Genomic DNA, 24,036 nt, shown 5'->3' with positions numbered 1-24,036 from the left:
CAAGTCCCGCGGGAGGTTTGACGCCCCGCTTGAAACCTGCTTCAATGAAGGAACGAGATGCTGGGGAAGGATGGGGTTACGGATGCGGCATGAGAGAGTGGAAGAATCGAGCTTGAACGGGAGTGACATTATGCGTGCGGGGGAGTACAGAATTCTTCCTGCGGGAGAGTCGGAAGCCCGAATTAGCCGAATGCAGCAGGTGATACAGGAAGAGGGACTGGACGGGTTCCTGCTTACACAGAACACGGACATCTACTATTTGACCGGTACGATGCAGACGGGCTACTGCTTCATTCCCGCTGTAGGCGAAGCAGTCCTCTATGTAAGGCGCAGCGTTGCCCGTGCGCGAGAAGAAGCGCATATCCGTACAGAGGAGCTGGGTGCATTCCGTGAATTCGGCGCCAAGCTGGCGGCAGGTTTAGCCGCAGCTGTGCCGCCTGGCCGCAAGCGGCTGATCGGTACGCCTCTCGATGTGCTGCCAGCGCAGACTTATCTCAAGCTGGCTGACCTGCTGGAGCCGGCAGGGGCAGCCCTTACGGATGCCAGCCCGCTCATGAGGCGGCAGCGGATGATCAAGTCGCCTTGGGAAATTGCACGCATCGAGCAGGCTGCGCAGGCAGCAGCGGAAGCGTTGGCCGAAGCCCTGAATTTCCTGAAGGAAGGCGTGTCCGAGCTGGACTGGATGGCGCGCTATGAATATGAAATCCGCAAGCGGGGACATATCGGTCTCATGCGGATGCGTGCTTATAATCAGGAAGTCATCACCGGGATGGTAGGCGCCGGGGAAGCGGCGGCTGTACCCTCTTATTTTGATGGACCGGCAGGCGGACGAGGGCTGGGAGCATCGGCCCCGCAGAGTGTCAGCCGCCGGCTGTTCGGACGGAACGAGCCTATTCTTCTTGATGTAGGCTGCTGTATTGACGGGTATATCATTGACCAGACGCGGACGGCCGTCATCGGCGAGCTTCCGGAAGAGCTGCTACGGGCTTACGGGGTGACAGAGCGGATAATGCGGCAGTCGGAGAAGCTGCTGCTGCCCGGCATTATAGCGGAGAAGCCGTATCAGGAAGCGCTACATATGGCTGAGCAGGAAGGCTTGGCAGACCATTTCATGGGCTTCGGAGCAGACAGGGTTCGCTTCCTCGGTCATGGCATCGGGTTGGAAGTGGATGAATGGCCTGTACTGGCCAAAGGGTTCACGATGCCGCTCCGGGCAGGCATGGTCATTGCCGTGGAGCCAAAATTCACCTTCCCCGGGGTTGGTGTGGTCGGCATTGAGAACACCTACGTGATCCAGGAGGAAGGCCCTCCGCTAGCACTGACACGATCGCCGGAGCAGTTAATTGTGCTGCCTTAGGCAGGCTGGTTAATGAGGTTATTTGAAAGTCATGCAGTTAAAGAGTGCAGGAAGCTTCTTAACGTTGGTGCGGCATGCGCATAGCCCCGGCACCGGCAGTGGGACCAGATATGGGTCCGCTGCCGGTTTTTTGCATGGTTGGAAGGATTGGAAGGGTTGGACAGATTAAAACAAACAGCTGCAAAATATATTTTTAATGTCGTGAACGTTTGAAGAAAGCTGGACGTCTTATGGCTGATTCCGGAATCGCAAGGGGGGACGCCGGCAGTGACAGAGGCCGAAGAGAGAATATGGCAGCAGGCGAGAACCGACAACAAGGCGCTGGCCGCGCTGCTGCAGCAGCACTACCCGTTTTTATACAAATATATGCTAAAGATTACAATGAACCGCAACCTGGCCGAGGACCTTGTGCAGGATACAATGCTGCGGGCGATCGAGAATATCAGCGCTTATGAGGGAAGGTCCAAATTCTCAACCTGGCTGATTGCCATCGGCACCCGGCTGTACATCGATGCGATGAGGCGGAGGGTGCGTGAGCGGAAGCATCAGGAGGCCGAACGGCTGCAGGCACTGAGATCAATGAAATTTATGTCCGCTGCGGAAGGAGGCTCATGGCCGGAGGCGATGGAAGCCTTGGCTGAGCTGGATTATGACATACGCGTGCCGATAATGCTGAAGCATTATTACGGCTACACGGTGGATGAGATTGCGGAGTGGATGAATATTCCGGCTGGGACGGTGAAATCCCGCATACACAACGGTTTGAAGAAGCTGAGAAAGGAGCTGATCGCAAGTGGCAGTGAAACGTAATAAGGACGGCAAGCGTGCTGGTCAAGCTGATGCGGCAGAACAAGAGGATCTCAAGCTGGTAGAAGCCTGGCTGCAGGAGGGTTTGGCAGATTTCGACGAGCAAAGGGATATCAATGTCCCGTCATCGGTGTGGTTTGAAGAATTGGCTCTTGAAGGCCGGAGATCAGCCAGGCGCAAGCTGCTGCGTGATCTCGCGATTTTCTGGCTGACAGGGGGGGCTATCCTCTCGGTTCTCATGCTGATGCTGAGCAGTAACGTCGTCTGGTTCATTGTGCTCCAGGTATTGGCGCTTATCGGCGGTACGGGCTTTGCGGTGGTTCACTGGCTCCGGGGCACCGGCAGAGAGGTGGAGCAGGAATGGATGAGCTAAGAGAGCTGCCCGTCTGGGCCTTGATTGTGCTGCCGCTTATCCTGCTCGCTCAGTCAACCTGGCTGTTCATCGATGCGCGGAAGCGGACGAAATACTACTGGTTCTGGGGATTGTGGGGGCTTATCCAGACGCCAATGCCGCCGCTTCTGTACATTCTGTTTGTCCGGAAGGGCTGGAAGCCGGGGAAGCGGGCTGATGGAGAACGGAAGGAATAGGGCGGAAGATTAGGGCGGTTTGACCCAAGTAGAGAAGAGATAGAGGAATGCCGGGGAGAAAATAGAGCTTATACGACAGGGGATACGGGAATGGACGATTGGTCAAAGCTGCAGGAGCTTATGCCGGTGCTTGCGCCGGTACTGGCGCTTCAATTGATATTAATGGTAACGGCTATAATCGTGTGCCTGCGGGCAGAACGGACGCGCGGACCCAAGTGGGCCTGGCTGCTGGCTATTATTTTCGGCAACCTGATCGGACCGGTGCTGTTCTTTGTAATTGGAAGGAACAATGACTGATGGAGCTGATGAGGGTAGAGAATGTAACCAAGACATTTGGCACGACACAGGCGGTCAAAGGCGTCAGCTTCACGATCGGGGAAGGCCGCTGCGTGGCGCTGCTTGGCCCTAACGGGGCAGGCAAGACGACGACGATCCGCATGCTGACCGGCCTGCTGAAGCCAACCTCGGGACAGATCCGATTTGCGGGGGCTTCAGAAGCCGATGCCTTCCGGGCTTCAATCGGTTACCTGCCGCAGACACCACCGCTCTACGGCTGGATGACCGGCATTGAATTTCTGGTGCACTGCGGCAGAGCAAGCGGCATGACAGCAAGAGCAGCGGCTGCCGCTGCCAAGGAGCTGCTCATTCGTGTCGGTCTGGAACAGGCAGGCAAGCGCCGGGTTGGAGGCTATTCGGGCGGGATGAAACAGCGGCTGGGTCTTGCACAGGCCCTCATACATAAACCAAGGCTTATTGTGCTGGATGAGCCGGTATCGGCGCTCGACCCGGTCGGCCGGAGGGAGGTGCTGGAGCTGCTGCGGGATCTGAAGCGGGAGACGACGGTCCTGTTCTCCACGCATGTTCTGCCCGATGCCGAGGAACTGTGCGATGATGTCATCATTGTGGCGGCGGGCAAAGTCGCGGTCCAGGGAACGCTGCCGGATATCCGGCGCGAGCATCAGCAGCCGGTGCTGGAGCTGCAGACCGACGGCAGCGGGCAGGCGATGTCTTGGGTGGACCGCTGGCTTGAAGCAGGGACCGGGAAGCCTTATATTGTGGAGCGCTCACGAACCGCAGACGGCTTCCGGCTTGTTGTCTCCGATGTGCCAGCCGCGCGGAGGGATCTCCTTGGGGCACTGGCGGAAGCAGATATTGCGGTTCGCAGGATGGAATTCGGCCATACCTCACTGGAGGATTTGTTCATGAAGGCGGTGGCAGCGCAATGACGATTCCGGACAAAATGACCGGTGGTACTGTGGCAGCGGGCCGCTCCGTCAGCAAGCTTACTTCACCGCTCGTACGGTGGTGGGTGCTCTACCGGAAGGAGCTGCTGGAGTCTCTCCGCAGCTTCAAGCTGATCTGGATGCCGCTTGTCTTCATTCTGCTTGGCGCCATGCAGCCGGTGATGCTGCATATGCTGCCGGAGCTGTTGGCCAGCGCTGGAAGTCTGCCGGAGAGCGCGCTGATGGAAATTCCGCGGCCGCAGGCATTCGAGGTGCTTGCCCAGACCCTGGGGCAGTACGATACGATGGGCGCTTTAATTACAGCGCTCGCCTTCATGGCTGTTGTGTCAGGGGAACGGGCCAGCGGAACTGCTGCCCTAATGCTCACTAAGCCAATCTCGGCAGCGGCCTTTATCACGAGCAAATGGGCAGGGCTTCTGACGATTACGATGCTGTCCTTCTCGGCCGGCTATGCTGCAGCCTGGTATTATACCTATGTGCTGTTCGGAGCGGTGGGAGCCGGCAAGTTCCTCATAAGCCTGCTGCTGTACGGCTTATGGCTGGTTTTTATCGGAACCTGCACCCTGCTGTTCAGCTCGCTTCTGAAGAGCGGTGCCGCCGCAGCTTTTGCGGCTCTTGGGACAGCAGCTGTCCTGTCTATTGTCTGCTCGCTATATGCGGAGCAGCTGGCATGGAGCCCGGGGAGGCTGCCGTCCTACGCATCCGCCCTGCTGGCAGGCGCAGATCCGGGAAGTGCTGCAGCCGGAGCGGTTGTCATTACATTATTATGCTTGACTGCGGCCTGCGCCGGATCAGTTATTGCTCTAAGAGCCAAGCCATCCGTTGACTAGCACTCTATCCTGCCCCTTAAACGTGCGTAACTTTCGATTTGCACAAGGCTCTATTTTTTTGTAGGATAGAATCATAGACCTGATAGTTTTCGTATATTATCTACAGAATTGTACGAACAGGTACTGGCGTCAAGGGGGCGATAGCGATGTTGAAGCTGGGTCAGAAGATCGTCGTTGTGGCGGATTCATTCGAACAGAATCTTCCGATCGGAGATTACGGATATATTATCGCGTATGACCGGAATGCGGACAATGCATTCGATTACGTGATCAGGGTACCGAAGGCAGGCAAGAATTTCTTCGTGCCCGCTGACGATATCGAGCTGGAAGAGGTGCTGATCCGCCAGGAGGCCGACCGCGTGGAGCGGGAGGCGCTGATTGATTTCGCGCTGGCGACTCATAATGAGGAGCTGTTCCGCAGAATTATGAATGGCGGCGAAGTGGAAGAAGCAGTTGAAGAGCCGGCCAAGGATGTACAGACGCGTGAGGATTTTATCCGGCAGGTTAATTTGAAGGCCTGGATTTAAGCTGACGCTTCAGGGCCCTCCCGCTTGGGAGGGCTTTTTTGCCATTGGAGGCGTTAGGACTGCGGAAGCAGTGTGCGCTTTGCATTGAGTTGTGGACATGCTCTGGGCTATAATAGGAAGAATGAGCTAGCGGATTTTAGAGGAGGTAGGATCAAAGCGATGAGCATTACGATTAAAGATGTTGACCATGTCGCGAATCTCGCGCGTCTTACGCTTACCGATGAGGAGAAGACGACGTTTGCGGACCAGCTGAATGCGATTTTAAAATATGCGGAGAAGCTTAATGAGCTGGACACGGATAACGTAGAGGCGACCAGCCATGTGCTGCCGATCACGAATGTGCTTCGTGAGGATGAGACAAGACCGTCCTGGCCGATTGAAGATGTCATGCGCAATGCCCCGGATGAAGAAGACGGGCAATTCCGCGTACCGGCAGTACTTGAATAATTTGGTGCACTATTGAAGGGAGGAACCGCTGTTGGCAGCTTTTGATATGCGCCTGCAGGATTTACATAATCAACTTCACAGCAAGGAAATCACCGTCACCGATCTGGTGGATGCGTCCTACCGCAGAATTGCGGAGACAGAGCCGGCGGTCAAGGCGTTTATAACGCTCGATGAGGAAAATGCCCGCGCAGCCGCTGCGCAGCTGGACAAGGTGCTCCAGGAAGGCGGAGAGCGCGGCCTTCTGTTTGGTTTACCAGCGGGCATCAAGGACAATATTGTTACAGACAAGCTTACGACGACCTGCGCAAGCCAGTTTCTCAGCAACTATGACCCGATCTATGATGCGACGGTCATGAAGAAGCTAAAGGCTGCTCAGTCGGTCACAATTGGCAAGCTGAACATGGATGAATTTGCAATGGGCGGCTCGACAGAGAATTCCAGCTATGCGGTTACAACCAACCCGTGGGACAAGGAACGCGTTCCTGGCGGTTCCAGCGGCGGCTCGGCAGCTGCCGTTGCTGCCGGACAAGTGTACTTCTCGCTTGGCTCTGACACGGGCGGCTCGATCCGCCAGCCTGCGGCATACTGCGGTGTTGTCGGACTTAAGCCGACCTATGGCCTGGTTTCACGCTTTGGTCTGGTCGCGTTTGCCTCGTCGCTGGACCAGATTGGTCCGGTTACGAAGAACGTGGAAGATTCGGTGTATGTGCTGCAGGCGATTGCCGGTCATGATCCGCAGGACTCGACTTCAGCGAATGTGGCTATACCTGACTATACGGCTGCTTTGACAGGTGATGTAAAGGGACTGCGCATCGGCGTGCCGAAGGAATATCTCGGAGAGGGTATCGATCCGAAGGTGAAGGAAGCCGTGATGGATGCGCTTCGCGTTTATGAAGGCATGGGTGCGGTCTGGGAAGAAGTGTCGATGCCGCATACGGAATATGCGGTTGCATGCTACTACCTGCTGGCTTCGTCGGAGGCTTCCTCCAACCTGGCCCGCTTCGACGGCGTGCGCTACGGCATCCGTGCGGAGAACCCGGATAACCTGATCGATATGTACCGCAAATCGCGGAGCGAGGGCTTCGGTCCGGAAGTGAAGCGCCGGATCATGCTTGGCACGTATGCGCTCAGCTCCGGTTATTATGACGCGTATTACCTGAAAGCCCAGAAGGTTCGTACGCTTATTAAGCAGGATTTCGACCAGGTATTCGAGAAGTTCGATGTCATTATCGGGCCTACGGCTCCGACGACAGCGTTCAAGCTCGGCACGCAGGTCGAAGATCCGCTCACGATGTACCTGAATGATATTTGTACGATTCCGGTCAACCTGGCGGGCGTCCCGGCGATCAGCGTACCTTGCGGCCTGGCTGACGGCCTGCCGGTCGGTCTTCAGATCATCGGGAAGGCATTCGATGAGACAACGGTACTTCGCGCGGCTTACGCATTCGAGCAGCAGACGGAGCATCACAAGCTGCGGCCGCAGTTGTAGGATACGAGAGAGCGAAGCAGGAGGATCGAATATATGACGGAAGCAACGAAATACGAAACGGTTATCGGGCTTGAAGTGCACGTGGAGCTGCATACGAACAGTAAAATCTTTTGCGGCTGCTCGACAGCCTTCGGAGCCCCGCCGAATACACATACATGCCCGGTATGTCTTGGACATCCGGGTGTCCTGCCGGTGCTGAACCGCCAGGCGGTTGATTATGCGATGAAGGCGGCCATGGCGCTCAACTGCGAAATTGCGACAGAGAGCAAATTTGACCGCAAGAACTACTTCTATCCGGATTCGCCGAAGGCGTATCAGATCTCGCAGTACGACAAGCCGATCGGCGAGAAGGGCTGGATCGACATTGAAGTGAACGGCGAGACGAAGCGGATCGGCATCACCCGTCTTCACCTTGAAGAGGATGCGGGCAAGCTGACACACGTCGATGGCGGCTATGCGTCTCTCGTGGACTTGAACCGTGTCGGCACGCCGCTGGTGGAGATCGTATCGGAGCCGGACATCCGCACGCCTGAGGAAGCGAAGGCATATCTGGAGAAGCTGAAGGCGATCATGCAGTACTGCGAAGTATCGGATGTCAAGATGGAGGAAGGCTCGCTTCGCTGCGATGCGAACATCAGTCTCCGCCCTTACGGCCAGGAGAAATTCGGCACACGTACCGAGCTGAAGAATATGAACTCCTTCCGCGGTGTACAGCGTGGTTTGGAGTATGAGCAGTGGCGCCAGGCTGAAGTGCTGGATTCCGGCGGCACGGTTGTGCAGGAGACGCTCCGCTGGGATGACGCCAAGGGTGTGACCATCTCGATGCGCGGTAAGGAAGAAGCGCATGACTACCGGTATTTCCCGGACCCGGATCTTGTGAAGGTGTTTATTGACGATGAATGGAAGGCGCGCGTGCGCGCGACGATTCCGGAGCTGCCCGATGCCCGCAAAGCGCGTTACACAAGCGAACTCGGCTTGCCGTCCTATGACGCGGGTGTCATTACCTCTTCCAAGAAGCTCGCGGATTTCTTCGAGGAGAGCCTGAATTACACGAAGGATGCCAAGGCGGTATCCAACTGGATTATGGGCGATCTGCTCGGCTACCTCAATGCCAACAACCTGGATATTGAGGATGTGAAGATTACCGGCCAGGGGCTCGGCGAAATGATTGGCCTGCTGGAGAAGGGCACGATCAGCAGTAAGATTGCGAAGACCGTGTTCAAGGCCATGCTGGAGAGCGGCAAGCTGCCGCAGCAGATCGTCGAAGAGCAGGGTCTGGTCCAAATCAGCGACGAGGGCGCAATCAAGGCGGTTGTAGATCAGATTGTGACGAACAACCCGCAGTCGGTTGAAGATTACAAGGCAGGCAAGGAGAAGGCCATCGGCTTCCTCGTTGGCCAAGTGATGAAGGAAACCAAAGGCAAGGCGAACCCGGCTCTTGTCAACAAGCTGCTCGTTGAGCGGTTGAATCAGTAACCAAAGCGATAAGCCAGCCCGGCAAGCTGCATGTAACATACGTAAGCCCTCCTTTTAATGGAGGGTTTTTTGTTATGCACAGAATGGTGCGCCTCTTCTCTGCTGCTTCTCAATCGGGCTCCCGCCCGTTTTGATTGAGAATTGCTTTCAGCCGGTGCCATGAACACAAAAACTGAGTAAAATAGTCACGCTTCGGTTATTTTTTATCAATAAGAAGAGTAATGGTTCATTAACACGTAATTAAAACCATTATGCTACAATACTGATATTGCAGAAAGGTCGTGAGCATCAATTGCCATCTATCGGGACTGATCCTTGGTACATTAGTGAAATGCAGGTGGCTGCAAGGTTATTTGTAGCGGTGTTGCTCGGAGGTCTTATCGGATTTGAGCGGGAGCAAAATAATCACGCGGCAGGTCTGCGCACGCATATTATGGTTTGCATGGGCTCTTGTCTGCTTATGCTGTTGTCCGCTTACGGGTTTGCAGCGTTTGCGGAGGAAACGAATGTCCGGATGGACCCTGCGCGTCTTGCTGCGGCAGTCATCACGGGTATCGGCTTTCTGGGCGCTGGGACGATTCTTCATACAGGTAAGTCGATCACGGGCCTGACCACGGCGGCATCGGTCTGGGTGGTATCGGCCATTGGCCTATCGGTTGGTGCTGGCTTTTATTTTGCCTCCATCTCTGCCACGATAATTGTACTGTTCACATTGTGGGCTCTCAATAAGGCAGAGAGACGATTCATGAACGGCAAGAAGGAACGCGTCTTCGTGATCCTAACAGATAAGCGGGCGGATATGATGGAGAAGCTGCAGGGCCTGCTGCTCGCGAATGGGACACTGGTGCGCAAGGCGTCCATGCAGACGGAGATTGAGAACGGGATGACACAGGACCGCCATGTGATCCGGCTGCATCTATCGCTGCGCAAACAGGAGGAGCCTTTGTCAGTCATGGAGAAGCTTCATGCGGTGGAAGGTGTACAGAGCATTAGTATGGAATAAAGTGAGGATAACGCTATGTCTGGCAAAAACCGCCTTACGGCAACGCTGCTCTCCTTCCTGATCCCGGGAGCAGGACAATTGTATATCGGGCGCCTGGGTTCAGGCCTGGCACTGCTTGTTGCTACCGTAATGGCGGTTGCTGCTATTGTTTTCTATGCGGGAACGGGCGGCGGACGGCATGTGCTTCTGATCGTATATCTGGGTCTGGCGGTACCGGTGCTTTATTTCTTGAGCGTGTATTCCATCCTGCAGGCTACATCGCCTTCGGCCGCTGATTCGCATGAAGAGGAGACTGGCGGATTATCACGGCTGCAGGGCTTTGGGCTGATCGCCGCAGGTGTGCTGCTGCTGATATTTGTCCGCCCTGGAGCCACGGTCAGCAGCTGGCTCGCAGTTGCAGGGGATTACATGACTGGCGGCGGATTGTTGTTAATCGGTGTATTGCTGGTGCTGCGAAGGGAGTCTTATGGTATGTACAGGCTTGGGAGAGTGACAGCTGCTCTTGTTATTATAACAGTGGGCGCGCTGCTGCTGTGGGATCATATTGCAGAGCGCAATCATATCGCTCTTCTTGGCCGCTGGTGGCCGATTGCGCTGATTGCGCTTGGCGCGGAGGTGGTCGCGGCAGCGGTAGGCATGCGCCGGAGCAGGAAAAGGCTGGCGTTCGACATGGGCGGTATTCTGCTTGCCGTGGTGATCGCAGTCGCTGCGTATGGAGTGACGCAGTTTTCGGGACTGCCGTTTAAGTGGATTGATCAATGGAAGGCCGAGGTTGGCAGTCTGAGCGGCTATACCGAAGAGAAGGGCCGCCGATACGAGAAAGAACTTGTTATTGCGCCGTGGGATGAGTCCGTTGCTTCTGTCGTCATCAGTAATCCGAACGGGAAGGTAATCGTCCGCGAAGGTGATGTTCAGGAGGTGCAGGTGAAGGCGACTGTATGGGTTGATCTCGACAATGCGGAGGAAGCAGACCGTATTGCCGAGAAGTCAATCGTTGAAATTACCGGCTCGGATAAGATGACCATTGAGGCTAAAGGGGAGCCATACGGCACGAATGGGGCTATGAAGCCGCGAATGAACCTGACCGTGACATTCCCGCGTATGCCTGACGAAGTGACGGAGGCACCTGGTGCTGTTAATGAGACGGAAGAAGGCCAGGGGGCAGTCCAAGCCCAGGAGAATGAAACGGATTATGCTCTTCCTGATGGCCAAGGGGAAGCAGCAGCTGAGCCGGAACAGGGAGAGCGGGCTGCTGTTAACGAACAGGTTAATGGTGGCGGTAGTGGGGAAGGTAGAAATGCTGAAAGTGCTGAAAGTGCTGAAAGTGCGGTAGGTTTTCCCAATACGGTGGAGCAGCCGGCAGAGACAGATTCTGAACAATCCGGGTCTGAACAACCGGGTGCAGTGGAGGAAGAAGCGCCTTCCGGACTGCAGAAAATGTCTATTACCGTTCTCAACGGGCCGGTTGAGGTTGCGGGGGTGCGCATTGCTGGTAAGCTTACGGTGGAGAATACAAACGGGGAGATCAAGATCCAAGACACAGGCGGTTCGGTCAAGGCTTCCACAAAGAATGGCGGCATCCAGCTGCTCGATATAGCCGGTGATATTGAAGCATCGACCTTTAACGGGAAGGTAGAGGCTGTCCGTGTTGAAGGCGAAGTTTCAGTGAATGTTACCAATGGCGGTGTTATGCTCCAGAACATCTTGGGCAGAATCGAGGCGGAAACGAAGAATGGCGAGATTCTCATTACAGAGGCGGCTTCTGCTGTGAATGCAGATACTCTCAACGGGCGAATCGTTATTAAGAGCTCGACTGTAGGGGGGAACTGGGACGTAGGCAGTGCCGTTGGCGAGATTGAGCTCTATATTCCGGACAATGGCAGCTATACAGTCCAAGGCTCCGTCACCTTCGGCTCAATAGAGACCGATCTGCCGCTGGAGGTTAGCAAGAAGACTATTCAGGGCCAGATTGGTGAAGGGGCTCAGCGCATTAACATCAATGCAAACAGCAGCATTTCGGTATATAAATACCAGCTCTGATGGCGTATGGCTGAATTGACAAAAATCAAAGGTAACCCTTAAAATGATTTTATAATACTAATACTTCTAAAGAAAGGCGTGAGGGGAATGGGAACCAGTGTTGCTGCAGCTCTGGAACAACTGAAATCGACTGGCGTCCGGATGACCCCGCAGCGTCATGCTATTCTGGCCTATCTCATGGATTCGATGACTCACCCGACAGCTGATGAAATTTATAAGGCGCTATCGCCACAATTTCCAAGCATGAGCGTCGCAACCATCTACAACAACCTGAGATTGTTCGTTGAAGCCGGTCTGGTAAGGGAGCTTACCTACGGGGATTCTTCCAGCCGGTTTGATGCGGATTTATCTGATCATTATCATGCCATATGCAAATGCTGCGGTTCAATCGTGGACTTTGCTTATCCGCCCCTGCTGGATGTGGAGCGCGCGGCATCTAAGGAAACAGGCTTTGTCGTAGAAGGGCACAGAATGGAAATTTACGGCGTGTGCGGCAGCTGCTTGAAGTAGTGATGGGTATCCGATTAATAGAACCAAACGGCCGGGCCGGTCGTCAACATACGTACAGAGGTGCGGGACAATATAACCTGCCGGCCGCTGTACGTTTTTATTTTTTTACCGAATCATAGACAAGCAACAGGGAGAGCGGGGAGGAACGTTCATTGGAAACGATGCAGGCGCGCATGATCAAGCCGCCGCGCAGGAGAAGGGGAAATGGTTTTGTCCGTTTTATGCTGACGGTTATGTTTATTACAGCCGCTGTGGCGGCAGGTTACTGGGTATGGTTGAATTACATTCCGAACACAGAAATGAAAGTGCCTGAATACGGGTATACGAACCCGGTTGTTTATCAAGGAGACCTTCTCGAAGGCCAGGCTATTCTCGAGGGGCAGCAGATTAAGCTCCCGCTGGAGCTGCTGCAGGAGGTGTTCGCAGACAAGCTGCCCATACGGTATGAGGCAGATAGTGAATCCATTATTATGACGACAGGGGATAGAGTGCTGCATATGAAGACGGAGGCCTTGACAGCGACGCTCAACCAGAAGCCGTTCGAGCTTGCCTTCGCGGCAGAGAAGCAGGACGATCAGATATATATACCGCTGACCCCGGTGGAGGAGCTGTCGGGTCTAACGGCTGATTTGGCTGAAGCAACGGGAATCGTAACGCTGCTTATGCCGGGCCAGGCCGTTCAGAGAGGGCAGGCGGTGATGGAGGATGTGACTGCAATCCGGGAGGAGCCAACGATTCGCGCAGCTATTGTGGAGAAAGTCAAGGGCGGCGATGGAGTACGAATTTGGGGAGAAGCGGAAGGCTGGTACCGTGTGCAGGGACCGGCAGGGCATTTGGGCTATGCCGACAAGTCGGACATTATTTTTACCGGTGTTGAAGAGGCCGAAGCGCCGAAGCAGGAGGAGCCTTTTATCGCGTGGAAGGTGCTTGGCGAGAAGATCAACCTCACTTGGGAAGCAGTCTATTCCCGGCAGCCGGATACCAGTAAGATTGGGGACATGCCTGGCGTTAATGTGGTAAGCCCGACCTGGATGGAGCTTGTAGAGGGTGACGGTACCATTCGCATGAAGGGTGACAAGAATTATGTTGCTTGGGCTCATAATCGCGGGATGCAGGTTTGGGGATTGTTTGCCAACGGCTTTGATCCGGATTTGACGACGGAAGCTCTGCAGAGCTATACAACAAGAAGCCGTATGGTCAAGCAGCTGCTGTCATATGCTAAGCTTTATAACCTCCAGGGCATTAATATTGATTTTGAGAATGTTTATACGAGGGACAAGGAGAATCTGGTCCAGTTCGTACGGGAGTTTACCCCGCTTGCCCATGAGCAGAATCTGGTTGTATCCATTGATGTGACTCCTAAGTCCAACAGTGAGATGTGGTCGGTCTTCCTCGACCGCGCCGCACTCGGCCAAACGGTGGATTACATGATGCTCATGGCTTATGACGAGCACTGGGGCTCCAGCCCGGTGGCTGGCTCGGTTGCTTCGCTTCCTTGGGTGGAGCGGTCCGTGACACGGATTCTGGAGGAGGATGGCGTGCCGCCGCGCAAGCTGCTGCTTGGCCTGCCGCTGTATACGCGGATCTGGACAGAGACTAAACAGAAGGACGGGACGGTCAAGGTTACTTCCAAGGCGATTGGTATGGAAGCGGCAGAAGAACTGATCCGGGAGAAAAAGCTGAAGCCTGTCTTTCAGCCGGACACTGGCCAGAATTATGTCGAGTACAAGGAAGATGGCGCGCTGAACCGGATTTGGCTCGAGGATGAAACCTCCATGGCCGCCCGGATTGCACTGGTGCGCAAGTATGATTTGGGCGGAGTCGCAAGCTGGCAGCGCAGCTTCCAGAAGCCTGCGATTTGGTCGACGATTGAGGAAGGGCTGAACAAGCGCCCTTAATCTCCATAGGTAAACAAAAGAAGAAGCTTCCCGCATCAGCTGCGGGAAGCTTCTTTGTTAGCTGATATGAATACTGCGAGCATTAACGGCCTGGTGTCGATTGGGATGGAGCTGTATCAGCAGCATCGATTGCGTTATCGGGTGCTGATGCTGCCGGTTCTGCGGGTATTTCGGTGGCGGCCTTCGGATCGAGCGTCAGCATGGTTCTGCAGAACATGCAACGGTCTGTTTTGCCCAGCATCTTGGTCTGCTTGCCGCATTCCGGACACTGCAGCATAATGGCGCTGGTTGAGAGCATGCCTGCCCAGAAGTAAATGCCGACACTGATTAACATGGCGATCATGCCGATGACCATGAAGACAGCTGCGAATATTTTGCCTGCTTGTCCTCCCCAGAATACAATGCCAGCAGTACCTGCTATCATGAGGCCCATGCCAAGTAATGTAAAAACAAGTCCCCAGAGACGGAATTCATTAATTTTGGCTGATTTAAAAAACATGCAGTCTTCATCCTTCCATGAAAAAGAGCTTTAAGACGCTCCCCTTAGCAGGAAACGGTCTCTTGTTGTCGAACATTACTACATACCGCAGATATTTATTATAGCTTAAAGAGAGGCACTAAGCTATATGGGGGATTTGTGTGATGAAGATGACAAAGACGCTTCTGCTAGACAGACTCATCGAGAAGGATGGTTTACTTGGACTGCTCGCAGTGGACAATCCATTCTCGTATAATCCGCTAATTGACGGCATGGATCTGCTGCTGCTGGCTGTAAGGAATAATCTGCCGTATGATCAAGGTATTGAGCATGTCACAAGTGACGGTCAGCGAATTCAGATTCGCACTATAGCGCCTGATACGCTGGAATATTGGCTGACGGGTAATGAGAATCGAAATATTATACCATGGCTCTTGCGGGGTGAAATTTTGTTCGAACAGGGCGAATACATGTCGCACATGAAGCAGCGTCTGGCTGTATTTCCTGAAGAGCTGCGCAAGCAGAAAAAGCTGGCGGAGTTTTCCGCTTTTCTCCGCACCTATCTCCAGGCGAAGCAAAATCTACAGGACGGCAACATCCTTGACGCGCACAGCTGTATCCTGAATTCCCTGCATCACTGGGCGCATATTTCGCTTATTGAAGCGGGTGTGCATCCGGAAGTGACCGTGTGGGCGCAGATCCGGAAAATCAATCCAGGCATTTATAAGCTGTACGATGAACTGACCGTTAGCCCTGAAACGCTGGAGCAGCGTGTTCATCTGGTTCTGCTGGCTTGTGAGTTCCAGGTCATGAGTAATATGAAGTCCTGCTGCACCCTGCTGCTTGAAGTCATGGAAGGCCGTGAAGAACCGTGGAATGTGATGGATTTGTCTGAGCATCCCGGCCTGCAGGCGCTCAAGCTGGACTATGCGCTGCTGCTGCAAAAGCTGGTCAAACGCGGCCTTATCCGCGAAGTAGCCGTTATCCCCGAATCGGGCGATACGGATTCAATTGAACTAATGTATGCTCCTCTTGCCCAGGAAGCCTAGATATAAATCTATCTATTGCGTATATCTGGGAGTCGCTGTATAATCAATCCAGATGAATGAACGGTGGGAAGCACCCGCCCATGCATGTTTTCGACATGCGGGGGCGGGTGTTTTTTTGTGCAATGGGAGATAAGAACTCCTTATCGGTCGCACAATTTTTACTGGCAATATAGGAAAATAGTACCGTATTATAGAAAAAGGACAATTATTTTGTCGACTATATCCGCAAAGGGGATTTTATGATGAAGAAAGCAAAGAAGCTTATGATAGGTTTGGCACTGATTATGGGACTGGGCGCGCTTGGACAACCGGCCTCTGCAGCAACGGTGAAGATGAACTACAAGCTGTCGCTGGAAGTATTGATCAACGCCCGGAAGGTGTCCTTCCCGGATCAGAAGCCAATCAACAAGAATGGGTCGGTAATGGTTCCGGTTCGTTTTGTCTCGGAGAACCTTGGCGGTAAGCTTTCGCTGAAAGGGAAGGACATTACGATTGTAAAGGGAGATAGGACGGTTAAATTGACCATCGGCGCAAGCAAGGCAACGGTAAACGGTAAGCAGCTGAAGCTTGGTCAGCCAGCATCGGCTATCAACGGCCGTACAATGGTTCCTTTGCGCTTTATCTCGGAAGGGTTAGGCGTGAAGGTAGAATGGGATTCGCTGAATCAGTTTGTGTGGATCGGCAGCAAGGATGTGCCGAAGATTGGGGATGTGGTGAAAGCTCAGGATATCAAGCCATTCCTAAAATACTATGAGGGGAAACAAGCGAAATCAGCCATTGAAGACTCCAAGTTGAAACCTCATACAAAAGTAAATGTGTTAACAGAAAAAGATTTTCCTGTTGTTATAAATGGAAATATTTTTTATCGAGTAGATAAAGGAACGACTCCTGAAGGGGAAGAGCTTGTAAGAATAGCATCGACCAAAGTAAGTAAGATGGGTATGAATATTTACTTCTTACAGTCTGGAGAAGAGACCAAATTAAGACCTGAAACTCAATCGGGAAGAGATACGTTTGGAGATACAAGGATTCAGTACAACCGAGTGGTTCATCCAAATGATCTATATCTCCTTAATATCCAGGACTACGAAAACCTCAAACTAAAAGATATTGAGTACATCGGTTTTCAAGAATATAACGATGCAGCAATTCTTATTAAAAATTATCTTAAATAATGCAGGCAGGACGTGAAATCATAAATGATTCGTAAGAAATACTTGGCGTTGTGCCTTATCCTAACAATTGTCGCACCATTTTTTCTACCTTTTTTAGAATTACTCCCTTCACGGAAAGCCGCCGCTGCTCCCAGCTTTTCAAACGCTCATGTTCAGCTCTATCAAGATAAAAGTGATGAAGGAAATCCACTGAAACGATATGCGGTAGGCTTTATGTATTATGAGATATGGAAAGGCTCCGGGGGTTGGACACAAAAGCCCCCCGGGGCTACTGTTACACCTAACGATTTGAACCATGGGTATACCTTTACGGCAACAAATCGCGTTATTCAGGATGTTAAAATCACTCGGTTTGACCAGAGCAATATAAAACATATTGAATATTTTGATGGTTCTCGAACTTCAAAAGATAATTATGCATCATATAAAGACTACTTTGGTACAGTGACAGGTAGCCCAGTGGTTTCTGGGTTGGATGGGAAAGGAACATCCAAAGTTTCTTTTAATGTAGGGTTGAATGGTACATTGGACGCGCCTATGCCATTTGATGTTCGAAGAGATTCAGAGGGGGGAGATCCTTGCCCTCAGTGTAACGATAGTGTGCAAGCTTACCGATATTACTTCCCTGTCTTATTCGAGTTCACTTACGCTGGTCAGATTAAAACAAACCATTACCTTACGGATGGGACAAGCTTAAACAGTGTGTTTCAAAACAGTACTAATTCAATGACGGTAGGTCAACAGTACCCTGCAAACCCACCTGAACATACAGACTATGAATACGTAGGGTATAAGAGTTCTAATAACGGTGAAACGCCATCCGGAAGTATCATAACAGGTACGCCATCTAAGTTTACGTATTCCGGTAACTTCGATACATATATTGTCAATTATTACTACAAGAAAGCTGGCGGTAAGGCCATCGTAAAACATGTCACCAAGGACGGGAAAAGCATATCCAGTGTTTTTCCGGATCAGCAGGTCAACCTTGAATTAAACCAAACCTATCCGTTCACACCGCCGGAGAATCCTAACTACACTTTTATAGGGCATGTGAGATCGACTACGGGAACGGATCCTGGTTTCTCTGGTGGCAGCTACACATCAGGCACCTATAATGGTTTGAAGAACACACCATATAATGGTTCATTTAAAACTCTATATCTGTACCAGATTTATGAACCTGCTGCTGGAACCGATTTAGGCACCCTGAAGATCAGGCATATGGTCCGTAGCGGCTCAAATGGTAGATTTCTGCAGCAAGGATCAGAAGAAACCCAGTCTGTTCCTATGGGAAACCATACTGTTCAAGCTAACGGCAGCTATGGAACAATCTTGGGCAACAGCATTAACTATCGCGCTTATTCCAGTACCGTAGCTAACGGTACTTCGGTAACGGCTACATTATCGAGAACACAGAACACAGCATATATCTCATTCTTTTACGAGAAAGCCAATGCTTTTACCGGCAACTTCGATATCATCCCGAGCACCATTAACTACCGGGAGCCCTTCACCATTCGTCCGAAGGACTTTCAGTTGAGTAGCTGTGAGTATATCGGTCACCGGTACAAAATCGAACGAGGCGGCATATTTCTAACCCCTTGGGAGAGCAGTAAAACAGCCGATACATCGTATTCCTACAGTACATATCCATGGGTTATTGGAGTAGGGGTCCATAATGTGAGCATCAAGATCTCGACAAGCTGTGGTGAATCGGACTGGATGAGCACCAAACCGTTAACAGTAAATGCAGCTCAAAATAACAGGCCACCTGAACTCCAATTGGCTTGGGTAATGCCAGATAATGTACGAAAGCCGGTGACCGAAGTGGTGGAAGGCACCACTATGCACCTGGTTGTAATCAATGATCCATCCGTTCCTACTCCTTACGATCCGGACGGGGACGATCTTTATTTCTCGGCATGGCATTTTGATGAGGATAGTGATTGGGCGAAGACGTTACCATCCAAAGCTACTGTTGCCGAATGGGGTACTTACAATATCGAGATGGACACGCCAGGCTATCATACCGTATCGGCAACTATACGGGATGAATTCGGAGCATCAGCTACTGCTTCAGCCACCATTTATGTGCGATCAAAAGCGCCTGTACCCATCGCTGGCTGTCCGGCCATAGTCAAAGCGGGCCGGTATATCGATCCAAGTCTCTTTGACTCCAGCCGAAGCTACAGCCCCGATTACGGAAAGAGCATTGATCATTCCAGGGACGAGTGGACCAACAAACAAACCATTTATCAGAATGATACGACCGATAACATTACGGTACAGGTTAGCTTGCATGTCTACGACAGTGTGGGCCGGAAATCAGAGTATGCAGATTACTGCTATATCACGGTCAGGCCGGATATTCCTCCTGTAGCGGTTATAGAGGCTCCTGCAGTCGGTATTCGTAACGAAACCTCGCAAATTCTTAATAAGTCTTACAGCCCAGATGGTGACCCAATCATTAAATCCGACTATATGTATAAGTATGATAGGAATAATAATGGTTTTGCGGATGACGAATGGCAAACCATACATGGCGAACTAACCAAGCTTTCCTTCAAGCCACAGAAGGTCGGTAAATACCTGTTTTATGTGAAGGTAACCGAAGATGGCGGCAAGACAGCAGATACGATGTATGCCAGCGAAGTGACACGTACAATGGATGTGGTGAACCAGGCACCAGAGGTTTCCTTCAGTATGGAAGGACTTAACCCAAATCCGGATCTTGATCCGTATATAACTATAAAGCCAAGCGAAATGCTGGGATGGCCGGTGTATGTGACTAACAGCAACAGTCAAGTCTACAGCAAGGAAAACTTATGGTCAGCTGCAGGGAACAATCTGGTCAGTGGGGAAGGCCGGAACTTTGGTCCGCAGCAGCAGGATTTTTACGATGTGGCATCGGCTGGCGGTAATGGCCCCTGGACGCTTGCTTTTCCATTAACCAATAATGGTTATGGTACGAATCGCTTATCGCCGTGGCGATCTGTGGAGTCTATGACATCGATCCAATCTGAAAAGATGATTGATCCCGACACCAAAGATCCTATCATGTGGTATCGAGATGAACTGGATAAGATTCGCTCTAACAAGAAGCTCATCTATTTCTTTAAGCCAAATACCACTCGGAATTCGTCAGGAGAGACGGTACACAGAGACAAGATCTATGCTGTAAACCCAGCAAAAATGTCTGGCTTAAATGATGTTTATGGGCCATATCAGAATTATATAAAATTTGACTACAAGAGCGGCCAGAGTCCATATGAGTTTATTCATTACTGGCCAAACGGACGTGAAGTGACACTGGCAGATGGTCGGACGGCTTATATGTCCTCCGATAGAAATATTGTTAACTGGGAGCTTGTAGATGGCCGCTATCTCTTTGTGCAACGGCTTTGGGAAGGTTCGGTACGCGGTCCAGAACCAAACCAGAAATACTATGAGTTTGCGGTGTTGGATGCATTTACTGGCGAAGAGATTCGAAGCACTTTCGATAAGCCTGAAACCGTAACACTGGCTAATGCCTACTGGGGCTACAAATTCAACCACACTAAGGGTAAGAATGTCGCCATGTACTGGTTTGACGGTAACGGTGGTACGCAGCGCATCCATTGGGTGGAAATGAATATGAATTTTGAAGTGGTTCGTCATGCAATCTGGAACCGGCCCGTTCAAAAAGAGAATGCACGGGCATCAGCGTCCTACGTATTTAACGCCGGAAAAAGCTACAATGTCGATGCGGAAGGCAACATTTATGCGTACCAGTACTACTCGAACGGCACTAAAGAGCATGACGATCTAAATGTCACGAAGTATAATTCTGATTTCACCCTTGCTTGGCGGACTTACTTGAAGCCGGGAAAGCGCAGCGGTCCCCTACGCAGTACCTTGTTCTGGTCAAATATAGGAGCAAGTGACCAAGACGCCCAAGTAGCGCTTGATGTAGGATCTGGAACCGCATTAGCCAAGGTATATTGGAACTACGTAAGACCGGGTGATATCATGCCTTCACCGGGAGCTGAAGATGTCGTAGCACTGGATATGCGCACAGGCGCTATTAAGGAACGAAAGACAAATTACGAGAGCCGGGATGATCTTAGCCTTTACCATTATGGAGATAAGCAGCTTGATAGTGGACCAAAGTATACCATGCGTTGGAATGGAGAGCGGTACCTCAGTGCAAATGGCACAACGACCATTGAAGGTAACCGAACCACATTCGATGACGGATCAGCTGCATGCGGGGGCTGGGATGCCCGGCGAGGAAGCCATTCTGTTTATTCAGGTAATAATCTTGTGGGTAAAGCAGGTTCTACTTGCAGTAATTACACTATTTTTGCTGAATATTTCGGTGATGGTGTGTATGTTACGATTGGCCAAAGCTACCACGACAAGGCTAGTACTATGAACATGAGCGTATCTGTTGGTCAGCCGAGTACGAAAGAGGCAGTGGTCAAGTCGTTCACAAACGGCCAGTTCTACTCTGATGTAAACCTGGACAACGCAGAAGTCCGCTATTCCTTGACCATGGAAGATGTGGACTACGACAAAGAGTGGGCCGGCTTTTCATTCCGAATTCAGTCCAATCTACTGAACCGGTATGCTGTTGAAACAAACGGCCAGACCGTGCGGCTTGTCAAATATGTGAATGGTCAGCGAACAGAGCTCGGTTCAGCTGCTTATCCAATGGAGGACAAAAAAGCTTACTCCTTCCTGGTGAAGTTTGCAGGAAATAAAATTCTGGTGAAGCTTAATAACATTCCATTGTTTGAAGTGGAAGATTCCACTTACAGCAGCGGACGGTTCGGCTACTTCGCTGACAAGTCCTACATGACGTACAGCAGCCTGCGGTACAAACTGGTGACAGAGAATGATGAATGGTCTAATCAGTATGCGATTCTGGATGAAGATAAGCTCAAAGCAGATGTAAAGTACAACAAGATTAAATATGAAGATTCGGAGAACGATCCTGCAGCTGAAGGGTTCACCTGGAGCATCGATCACAACGTACGGTTTATTAATAACCAAGGAGTATCGAGATTGAATGGAAAAACCTTTAATTCAGAGCAGCTGGCCTTTGATGCAGTTGGTGTCTACACCGTTAGGCTGAAGGCCAAGGATGATCCGCATCCGGATCACCGGATGCCAAATATGTTGTTTGATTCATATCGGAAGTCTTCGAACGAGTTTGTTGAACGGATCACGGTCCACCGGCGGCCAATTGCGAACTTTACGGTTGCTCAGCAGCCTGATGGCAAGCTCAAGTGGACGGATTACAGCCGGGATCCGGATCGTTATGAGAATGCCAGCCATTATTCGACCGAAAATACCGGCATTGATTATCGAGCGACAAAAGGTGTATTGGAGAAGAAGTTCTACTATATTTCACCGAGTGGAGATTACCAGGCTACCAAGCTTGTGTCGCCTCAAGAGATCGGCACATACGAGATCGGTATGGCTGTCCGGGATGAATATTCGGCCTGGAGTAACTATCACGTTGTATCGATAGACGTTGGCATGTTGGCAGCGCCAAATAATCCACCGGTACCAGGGTTTACAACCAGCCATATCAATACGTACCGCGGCGTAAATATCACCTTTGACTCACAGGCGTACGACTTGGAGGATGGCGGAAGAGAGAATTTGATGCATCGGTATTATATCCGTAATGGATCGGGTGCAGAGAGCTTCCAGAGTTCATCGCGCACCAACTGGGTAAAAACCTTCAGCACACTAGGAACCTTTACGATCCGGCAGGTCGTCGAAGATTCGGAAGGGGCAGCAGCTGAGTATACGCGTACCGTAACGATCCATAATCGGCTGCCAAATACGAATATCTTGGTACCGCCTAGTTCCGACCAAGCTAATCCCACCAAATTTATTGAGCTTCGACCGACTTTCAAATGGGGTTACTGGGATGGGGATGCAGACCCGCAGACTAGCTACGAGGTTAAAATTTATCGATATGGGGGCAATGAGGTCATTCATTCAGGAGTGCTGAATGGCAACAGGGCATCGTGGCTCCCGAGCGTAGACTTGCCGGAACACGTAAACATGTATGTGAGAGTGAGATCTAATGATGGCTATGATTGGGGAGAGTGGAGCGCGCCCAAGTTCTTTTATATAGAAACGAATAGGCCGCCTATTGCAGACTTTGACTGGGAGCCCAAGCCGGTTTATGAAGGGGACAACCTGCAGCTTATTAATCGATCCACTGATCCTGACGGCGATACTCTGACATACCAATGGCAGATCACCCGGCCCGATGGTACCCGGATTGCTTCTACGGCCAAGAATCCCTTGTTAGACAGAGTGTCTCCCGGCTCTTATAGTGTGAGGCTTACCTGTTCCGATGGAAAAGCCGAAGATTCGGCAGTCAAACGAATTGTTGTTATTCCGTTGACATTAACAGGAGATGTTCAGCATACGGACCAATGGTACAGTTATCATAAAAAAGCGGGTCACGAAGTGGTGAGCCATCCGAAGGATTTTTACGCAGGAGAGGAATTATTATTGAGAGCTGTCACCTCCCCAGCCCCAGTAAAAGAGCTTACCGCTAAGTTAGAAGCTTTGTCACTCGATAATAAAAGGCTGCGAACCGAGGTAATCCTGAGCCAATCTAGTTCCACACAATTTTCGGGAAAAATGTTCAACCCTTTGTGGAGTACACTTGATGGCGGGTTGCCAAAGGGACTGCATACCGTGAAGTTCACGGTTACCTACCGGAATGGTGTGGTGAAAACAGCGGAAGTGCCTGTTCGAATCCTGGGCAGTGTGTATCAGGCCGTCCGGGTGCATAGAAGACAATAACTTGAATGAAAATAAGGGCTGGTCGATTAATGTGTAAAAAAGTCGTCGCAGCCCTTGACTTTATATTCAGCTTTATGATAAATTAACTTTCGCCGCTTCTGAGGTCAGCAAGATTGAGAGTAACGGCGTTTAAGTTTGCTAATTAACTTCTCAAAAAAATGCTTGCATTGAAGATAGGCTGTATGATATATTATAAAAGTCGCCGCTGAAAAGTCGGTCGACAAAATGACAAGCTAAATTACAGTCTTGTCAAAGATTGTTCTTTGAAAACTGAACAACGAGCGAACTGCCCTGTCATT

Annotated in this window: 19 protein-coding genes; 18 read left to right on the top strand and 1 reads right to left on the bottom strand. The window is 51.5% G+C overall.

Going from position 1 to position 24,036, the window contains the following annotated elements; all coding sequences use genetic code 11:
• Positions 1-130: 130 nt before the first annotated feature.
• From L1N82_RS20120 to L1N82_RS20050, 15 genes are all read left to right on the top strand, one after another.
• On the top strand, positions 131-1,357 hold the full coding sequence (locus L1N82_RS20120; RefSeq protein WP_235289326.1) for a M24 family metallopeptidase: 1,227 nt from the start codon (positions 131-133) through the stop codon (positions 1,355-1,357).
• A 267-nt stretch (positions 1,358-1,624) separates the two neighbouring features.
• Positions 1,625-2,167, top strand: coding sequence for an RNA polymerase sigma factor SigY (sigY, locus tag L1N82_RS20115; protein WP_235289256.1), 543 nt, complete (start codon positions 1,625-1,627; stop codon positions 2,165-2,167).
• Positions 2,151-2,537: a YxlC family protein gene (locus tag L1N82_RS20110; protein WP_235289255.1), complete on the top strand. Its 387-nt coding sequence runs from the start codon at positions 2,151-2,153 to the stop codon at positions 2,535-2,537. Before sigY ends, L1N82_RS20110 begins: the two co-directional genes overlap by 17 nt.
• On the top strand, positions 2,525-2,752 hold the full coding sequence (locus L1N82_RS20105; RefSeq protein WP_235289254.1) for a sigmaY antisigma factor component: 228 nt from the start codon (positions 2,525-2,527) through the stop codon (positions 2,750-2,752). The genes L1N82_RS20110 and L1N82_RS20105 overlap by 13 nt, the downstream gene beginning before the upstream one ends.
• 90 nt (positions 2,753-2,842) lie before the next feature.
• Positions 2,843-3,049 (top strand): PLD nuclease N-terminal domain-containing protein, encoded by a 207-nt coding sequence (locus L1N82_RS20100; protein ID WP_235289253.1) that lies wholly within the window; start codon positions 2,843-2,845, stop codon positions 3,047-3,049.
• Entirely contained in the window at positions 3,049-3,978 is a 930-nt protein-coding gene (locus L1N82_RS20095; RefSeq protein ID WP_235289252.1) for an ABC transporter ATP-binding protein, read from the top strand. Before L1N82_RS20100 ends, L1N82_RS20095 begins: the two co-directional genes overlap by 1 nt.
• Complete coding sequence (locus tag L1N82_RS20090) at positions 3,975-4,826, top strand: ABC transporter permease (protein ID WP_235289251.1); 852 nt, start codon at positions 3,975-3,977, stop codon at positions 4,824-4,826. Before L1N82_RS20095 ends, L1N82_RS20090 begins: the two co-directional genes overlap by 4 nt.
• Positions 4,827-4,972: 146 nt before the next feature.
• The gene (locus L1N82_RS20085) at positions 4,973-5,353 is read left to right on the top strand and encodes an ATPase (RefSeq protein ID WP_235289250.1); all 381 of its coding nucleotides are present in this window, start codon (positions 4,973-4,975) and stop codon (positions 5,351-5,353) included.
• Positions 5,354-5,512: 159 nt separating this feature from the next.
• Positions 5,513-5,800 carry an Asp-tRNA(Asn)/Glu-tRNA(Gln) amidotransferase subunit GatC gene (gene gatC, locus L1N82_RS20080; RefSeq protein ID WP_235289249.1) on the top strand — a complete coding sequence of 96 codons (288 nt, stop codon included), beginning with the start codon at positions 5,513-5,515 and terminating at the stop codon, positions 5,798-5,800.
• A 46-nt stretch (positions 5,801-5,846) separates the two neighbouring features.
• A complete protein-coding gene (gene gatA, locus L1N82_RS20075; RefSeq protein WP_407946793.1) occupies positions 5,847-7,289 on the top strand; it encodes an Asp-tRNA(Asn)/Glu-tRNA(Gln) amidotransferase subunit GatA in 1,443 nt (480 codons plus the stop codon).
• A 33-nt stretch (positions 7,290-7,322) separates the two neighbouring features.
• Complete coding sequence (gene gatB, locus L1N82_RS20070; protein ID WP_235289247.1) at positions 7,323-8,765, top strand: Asp-tRNA(Asn)/Glu-tRNA(Gln) amidotransferase subunit GatB; 1,443 nt, start codon at positions 7,323-7,325, stop codon at positions 8,763-8,765.
• A gap of 361 nt (positions 8,766-9,126) precedes the next feature.
• On the top strand, positions 9,127-9,768 hold the full coding sequence (locus L1N82_RS20065; RefSeq protein WP_328284504.1) for an MgtC/SapB family protein: 642 nt from the start codon (positions 9,127-9,129) through the stop codon (positions 9,766-9,768).
• Between the two features lie 15 nt (positions 9,769-9,783).
• The gene (locus L1N82_RS20060) at positions 9,784-11,808 is read left to right on the top strand and encodes a DUF4097 family beta strand repeat-containing protein (RefSeq protein WP_235289246.1); all 2,025 of its coding nucleotides are present in this window, start codon (positions 9,784-9,786) and stop codon (positions 11,806-11,808) included.
• Positions 11,809-11,895: 87 nt separating this feature from the next.
• Positions 11,896-12,318: a peroxide-responsive transcriptional repressor PerR gene (gene perR, locus L1N82_RS20055; protein ID WP_235289245.1), complete on the top strand. Its 423-nt coding sequence runs from the start codon at positions 11,896-11,898 to the stop codon at positions 12,316-12,318.
• Positions 12,319-12,479: 161 nt separating this feature from the next.
• The gene (locus tag L1N82_RS20050) at positions 12,480-14,216 is read left to right on the top strand and encodes a glycosyl hydrolase family 18 protein (RefSeq protein WP_235289324.1); all 1,737 of its coding nucleotides are present in this window, start codon (positions 12,480-12,482) and stop codon (positions 14,214-14,216) included.
• 82 nt (positions 14,217-14,298) lie between these two features.
• On the opposite strand, the gene L1N82_RS20045 is transcribed toward L1N82_RS20050, so the two are convergent.
• A complete protein-coding gene (locus L1N82_RS20045; RefSeq protein ID WP_235289244.1) occupies positions 14,299-14,715 on the bottom strand; it encodes a YgzB family protein in 417 nt (138 codons plus the stop codon).
• Between the two features lie 143 nt (positions 14,716-14,858).
• Here L1N82_RS20045 and L1N82_RS20040 point away from each other — a divergent pair, with 143 nt between their 5' ends.
• From L1N82_RS20040 to L1N82_RS20030, 3 genes are all read left to right on the top strand, one after another.
• Positions 14,859-15,743, top strand: a complete 885-nt coding sequence (locus L1N82_RS20040) for a nucleotidyltransferase-like protein (RefSeq protein WP_235289243.1) — start codon at positions 14,859-14,861, stop codon at positions 15,741-15,743.
• 242 nt (positions 15,744-15,985) lie between these two features.
• The gene (locus L1N82_RS20035; protein WP_235289242.1) at positions 15,986-16,918 is read left to right on the top strand and encodes a copper amine oxidase N-terminal domain-containing protein; all 933 of its coding nucleotides are present in this window, start codon (positions 15,986-15,988) and stop codon (positions 16,916-16,918) included.
• Positions 16,919-16,942: 24 nt separating this feature from the next.
• On the top strand, positions 16,943-23,737 hold the full coding sequence (locus L1N82_RS20030) for a PKD domain-containing protein (RefSeq protein WP_235289241.1): 6,795 nt from the start codon (positions 16,943-16,945) through the stop codon (positions 23,735-23,737).
• Positions 23,738-24,036: the final 299 nt, after the last annotated feature.

Source organism: Paenibacillus tarimensis (assembly GCF_021532315.1).
Lineage (GTDB): Bacteria > Bacillota > Bacilli > Paenibacillales > Paenibacillaceae > Paenibacillus_I > Paenibacillus_I tarimensis.
The sequence above is the reverse complement of the archived record's forward strand: the minus strand, read 5'-3'. Positions and strand labels throughout refer to the sequence as shown.